Raw genomic sequence first — 5,384 nt, forward strand, 5'->3', positions numbered from 1 at the left:
CTCGCCGCCGAGCGGCGCAAGCTGCGGGGCGCTGCGGGCCAGAGCCCGCGCCTGCTCGGGGCCGACGAGGCGGACGATCAGGGCGGCGCCGGCGGTATCCAGGGCGCCGAGCCGGTCGAGCTCCAGCTGCTCGAGGGCGGGGCGCGCCTCGAGCCCGGCGACGGCGCTCGCCAGGGCGGCGTAGTGGGGCAGCGTCCAGTCCCCGCGCAGGCGGAGCCGGGGCCCGCCGCCGTCCTCGGCCGGGACCAGCTCGATACGGCCGCCCTGGCCGCCGCTGGGCCGTTGCGGCGTCAAGGCCCGGGGTCCTCCCCCGGGGTGCTCGCCTGCGCCCAGGGCTCGACCGGCGGGATGCTGCGCTCGCCCTCGCGGGCGGCGTAGCGCTCCTGGTCGAGGGCCTTGAGCAGGCCGGCGATGCGCATGGTCAGCGGCAGGCCGCGGCGGAAGCTGAAGTAGGCCAGGATCAGGGCGACCAGGGCGAAGACGGCCCAGCCGTTGAGCCCCCAGTGGAAGTAGGCGAGCCGCAGGGCGGTATCCGCGGCCGCCGCCGGGCCCTCGCCGTCGGTGAAGGGGGTGCCCTGGTAGTGCGAGATGGGCTCGGCGACGGACCAGAAGACCAGCCCCACGCCCATGCCCGCCGCGAAGAGCATGGTCAGCCACGAGAAGGTGCGGAACTCCGGGGCCTCGTTGTCCCCGCCGAGGCGGACGTTCTTGAACCGGCCCGTGCCGAGCCAGATCGTGAGCAGCAGGATCCCAGCGATGACGAGCACGTAGTACCACTGCAAGAAGGGGGTGAGCGTCGCCCGCCAGGCGTCGATGGCGGCGGCGAGCCGGTCGGGGAAGACCGCCCCGCCCCCGGCGAAGGCCGCGATGAGCAGGGTCGAGACGGCGGTGACGCGCGGGCTCATGCCCTTGAAGAGCCCGCGGGTGGCGATGTTGTGCATAAGCAGGCGGCCCTTGCGGAATCGGCTGGGGCACTAGGATGCCGCGCTGCCGGGGGGCGATAAAGGCCGGCGGCCTGCCTCAGGGCTCAAGGGCGGGGGGAGGCGAGGAGGCGAGCGAGGGCTGCGGCACCGGCCGGCCCCAGAGGAAGCCCTGGGCGACCATGCAGCCGATGGCGCTGAGCTGCTCGCGCTGCTCCTCGGTCTCCACCCCCTCGGCGACGACGTCGAGGCCGAGGACCGTGGCGAGCTCGAGGATGGCCTGAACGATGGAGCGGGACTCCGGGCTGCTGCCCATGTCCCAGATGAAGCCCTTGTCGATCTTGAGCTGGTCGATGGGCAGGCGCTTGAGGTAGAGCAGCGAGGAGTAGCCGGTGCCGAAGTCGTCGATGCTCAGCCGGACGCCGTGCTGGCGCAGCGCCTGGAGGTTGGCGAGGGTGGTGTCGTCGAGGGCCATGAAGGCCGACTCGGTGATCTCCAGCTCCAGGCGCGCGCCGGGCAGGCCGTTCTCCTCGAGCAGGCGCTCCACCTCGGTGTGGAACGTCCCGTCCTGGAGCTGCGCGGCCGAGAGGTTGACGGCGATCCGCCCGAACTCGCAGCCGCGCTGCAGCCACGCCTGGGCCTGGCGGCAGGCCGAGCGCAGCACCGTCGCCCCGAGGGGGGCCATCAGGCCGAGCTCCTCGGCCACCGGGATGAACTCGCCGGGGGCGACGAGCCCGCGCTCGGGGTGGTGCCAGCGCACCAGCACCTCGAGGCCGATGACGTTGCCGCTGCTCAGCTCCACCTGCTGCTGGTAGAAGGGGGCGAACTCGTCGCGCTCGAGCCCGAGGCGGATCTGCTGGGCGAGGTTCAGCCGCCGCTGCGCCCGCTCGGTCAGCTCCTCGGCGTAGAAGCAGGTGGTGTTGCGGCCGAGGCTCTTGGCGTTGTGCAGCGCCGAGTCGGCCCCGCGCAGCAGCTCCTCGACGGTGTCGCCGTTGTCCGGGTAGAGGCAGATCCCGACGCTGCAGCGGCACTGGAAGCGCTGGCCGTTGCTCTGCAGCGGCCGCGCCAGCCGCTGGTGGAGGCTCTCGGCGCAGGCGAGCGCCTCGCTCTGGTCCTCGAGCCCGCCCAGGCAGACGGCGAACTCGTCGCCGCTGAGCCGGGCGAGGGTGTCGTTGGGGCCGATCGGCTCCTGGAGGCGCTGGGCGATCTGGCGCAGGATCCGGTCCCCGGCGGTGTGGCCGAGGCTGTCGTTGATGTCCTTGAAGTGGTCGACGTCGATGAAGAGCACGGCGAGCTGCTGCTCGGCCTCCCGGGTGCGCTCGATGGCCCGGGCGAGGCGGTCCTTGAACAGGAGCCGGTTGGGCAGGCCGGTCAGGGCGTCGTGGTAGGCCTGGTGCTGGAGCCGGGCCTGGGAGCGCTTGAGCTCGGTGAGGTCGCTGAGCACCGCGATGTAGTTGGTCACCCGGCCGTAGGCGTCGGTGACCTGGTTGATCGTCGACCACTTGGGCTGCAGCGTGCCGGACTTGGCCCGGTCCCAGAGCTCGCCGGACCAGCTCCCCCGCTCGCGGATGCACGACCACATGGCCCGGTAGAAGTCGGCGTCGTGGTGGCCGGACTGGAGCACCCGCGGCGTCCGCCCGCGCACCTCCTCCTCGCTGTAGCCGGTGATCCGGGTGAAGGCCTCGTTGACCTGGAGGATGCGGCTCTTCTCGTCGGTGATGAGGATGCCGTCGCGGGTGGCGGTGAAGACCTTGGCGCTGAGCTGCAGGCGCCGCTCCATCTCCTTGCGCTGCGAGATATCGCACAGCACCGCGTGGCAGAGGCGCCGCCGCCCGGTCTGCAGGGGGGTGAGCAGGACCTCGAGCCACAGGTCGCACCCCCCGGCGCCGCGGCAGTGGACCCACTCGAAGCGCTGCGGGCCGCTGCGCATGGCCCGGTGGTAGAGGAGCCGGGCCTTCTCCGCCGAGGGGGTGCCGTCCGGCTGGTAGGCCGGCGAGAGCTCCGCCGGCGTCAGGCCGAGCAGCTCCCCGCTGCCCTCGTAGCCGAGCAGCTCGAGGGCGGCGGCGTTGCAGCCGGCGATGCGCTGGCCCTCGAGGAGGAGCATGCCGTCGGGGCTCTGCTCGAAGATCGCCTGGGTGACGAGGGGCTCCGGGGTGGCGTCCGCCGCAGGGCTCGGGTGCTCACTGGAGTGGGTCACGGCTGCCGCTCGTCATCGGGGGGAGAGGCCAAGCGATTCTCTAGCCGCCCGAGGCCCTCGACCTCGGAGGTGACGCGATCGCCGGGGGCGAGGTACTCCGGCGGCTGACGGGCGAACCCTACCCCGGATGGCGTCCCGGTGGCAATGATATCGCCGGGCTCGAGGGTGAGCACCCGGGAGAGGCCGGCGACGATCTGCGGCACGGTGGCGATCATCCCGCTCGTGCAGGCGTGCTGCTTGAGCACGCCGTTGACGCGGCAGGAGAGCGTCAGGGCGTGGGGGTCGGGGACGGCGTCGGCGGTGGTGATCCACGGCCCCATCGGGCAGGTGCCGTCGACGGACTTGCCGAGGAAGAACTGCTTGTGGCGGAACTGCAGGTCCCGGGCCGAGAGGTCGTTGACCACGGTGTAGCCGAAGACGTGCTCGGCGGCCCGCTCGGCGGGGATGTGCCGGCCCCCGCGGCCGATGACGGCGGCGAGCTCCACCTCCCAGTCGAGCTGCTCGGTCACCGCCGGGTCGAGCGTGATCTCCGCGTACGGGCCGGTGACCGTCGTGGTGGCCTTGGTGAAGACGACCAGGTCGCTCGGCAGGGCCCACTCCGCCCCCTTGGCGCGCTGGGACTCCGCGGCGTGCTCGGCGTAGTTCAGCCCCAGGCAGATGACGTTGCGCCGGGGCGCCGGGATCGGGGCGAGCAGCTCGAGCTCGGCGGCGTCGACGAGCGGCCAGTGGGGCTGCGGCCCGGGCACGGCGCCGCGCTCGAGCGCGGCGCCCAGGTCGCCGGGCTCCGGGCAGAGCTGCCACTGCGTCTCGCTGCGGGCCACCGCGATGTGGCGCTCGGCGCCGTAGCCGACCGTGGTGATGCGCATGCCGCGCTCCTCGGGCTCTGCTTGGGGGTGTCAAAACGTATTGTCGCCGCCGGCGCCGTGCAAGTCGAGATTCGCCGACCCGATGGGCCGGCGGCCGGCCCCAACCCCGGGGGCATTCTGGTATCGTACAGCCGGCTGCGGTCTCGCCCACGGCGTGCGCCCTGTGTGTTCCGAGGTAGACGGGGAGCCCATGACCACCAAGAACTTTCTGGATTTCGAGCAGCCCATCGCCGAGCTGGAGGCGAAGATCGAGGAGCTGCGCAACGTCGGCCAGGATACCGAGGTCAGCATCTCCGAGGAGATCCAGCGCCTCGAGGCCAAGAGCCGGTCGCTGACCGAGAAGATCTTCTCGTCGCTGAGCGCCTGGCAGGTGGTGCAGCTCGCCCGGCACCCGGCCCGGCCCCACTTCCTCGACTACGTCTCGCGCGTGTTCACCGACTTCCAGGAGCTCCACGGCGACCGCGCCTACGCCGACGACGAGGCGATCATCGGCGGCATGGCCCGGCTCGACGATCGCCCGGTGATGGTCATCGGCCAGCAGAAGGGGCGCGATACCCGGGAGAAGCTGCGCCGCAACTTCGGCATGCCCCGCCCCGAGGGCTACCGCAAGGCGCTGCGCCTGATGCGCCTGGCCGAGCGCTTCGGCCTGCCCATCCTGACCTTCATCGACACCCCGGGCGCCTACCCCGGCGTCGGCGCCGAGGAGCGGGGGCAGAGCGAGGCCATCGCGCGCAACCTCGCCGAGATGTCGCAGCTGCGCGTGCCGGTGATCTGCACGGTCATCGGCGAGGGCGGCTCCGGCGGGGCGCTGGCGATCAGCGTCGGCAACCGGCTGATGATGCTGCGCTACTCCGTCTACTCGGTGATCTCCCCGGAGGGCTGCGCCTCGATCCTGTGGAAGAGCTCCGACCGGGCGGCGGACGCCGCCGAGGCGATGCAGATGGCCGCCGAGCGCCTCCACGACCTCGGCCTCGTCGACCGGGTCATCCCCGAGCCGCTCGGCGGCGCCCACCGCGACTACGACGCCATGGCGGCGTCGCTGCGCGAGGCGCTGCTCGAGGAGCTCGAGCGCCTCACGGCGATGGACGCCGAGGCGCTCACGGCGGAGCGCCACCAGCGGCTGGCGGAGATCGGCCAGCCCAAGGAGTAGGCGTGCTCGACCCGGGCGAGGTGGCGCGGCGCCTGCGTGAGCTCGCCCCGGCGGCGCCGGCCTACCACGTCGCCCTCAGCGGCGGCCGGGACTCCCTCGCGCTGCTCCACGCCCTCGCCGCCGTCCGCGGCCAGCTGCCCGGCCGGCTGTGCGCCGTCCACGTCGACCACGGCCTCCACCCCGACGCCCCGGCGTGGGCCGCCCACTGCGAGGCGGCCTGCGCCGCGCTGGGGGTGGCGCTGCGCGTCCAC

Annotated in this window: 4 protein-coding genes and 2 pseudogenes; 2 read left to right on the forward strand and 4 right to left on the reverse strand. The window is 72.9% G+C overall.

Going from position 1 to position 5,384, the window contains the following annotated elements:
- The 4 genes and pseudogenes from CKO13_RS10275 to CKO13_RS10290 all read right to left on the reverse strand — a co-directional run.
- Positions 1-294: pseudogene (locus tag CKO13_RS10275) on the reverse strand (hypothetical protein); the annotation flags it as partial.
- Between the two features lie 113 nt (positions 295-407).
- Positions 408-941: pseudogene (locus tag CKO13_RS10280) on the reverse strand (BCCT family transporter); the annotation flags it as partial.
- A 79-nt stretch (positions 942-1,020) separates the two neighbouring features.
- The gene (locus CKO13_RS10285) at positions 1,021-3,117 is read right to left on the reverse strand and encodes an EAL domain-containing protein (protein WP_200260507.1); all 2,097 of its coding nucleotides are present in this window, start codon (positions 3,115-3,117) and stop codon (positions 1,021-1,023) included.
- Positions 3,114-3,983 (reverse strand): fumarylacetoacetate hydrolase family protein, encoded by an 870-nt coding sequence (locus tag CKO13_RS10290; protein ID WP_200260509.1) that lies wholly within the window; start codon positions 3,981-3,983, stop codon positions 3,114-3,116. The genes CKO13_RS10285 and CKO13_RS10290 overlap by 4 nt, the downstream gene beginning before the upstream one ends.
- A gap of 190 nt (positions 3,984-4,173) precedes the next feature.
- On the opposite strand from CKO13_RS10290, the gene CKO13_RS10295 reads away from it, so the two are divergent.
- Together CKO13_RS10295 and CKO13_RS10300 are read left to right on the forward strand one after the other, a co-directional pair.
- Positions 4,174-5,133: an acetyl-CoA carboxylase carboxyltransferase subunit alpha gene (locus CKO13_RS10295; protein WP_200260512.1), complete on the forward strand. Its 960-nt coding sequence runs from the start codon at positions 4,174-4,176 to the stop codon at positions 5,131-5,133.
- 2 nt (positions 5,134-5,135) lie between these two features.
- Positions 5,136-5,384 (forward strand): PP-loop family protein (locus tag CKO13_RS10300; RefSeq protein WP_338034634.1); only part of this gene is annotated, 249 nt, incomplete at its 3' end.

Source organism: Halorhodospira neutriphila (genome assembly GCF_016584055.1).
GTDB classification, from domain to species: Bacteria; Pseudomonadota; Gammaproteobacteria; order Nitrococcales; family Halorhodospiraceae; genus Halorhodospira; species Halorhodospira neutriphila.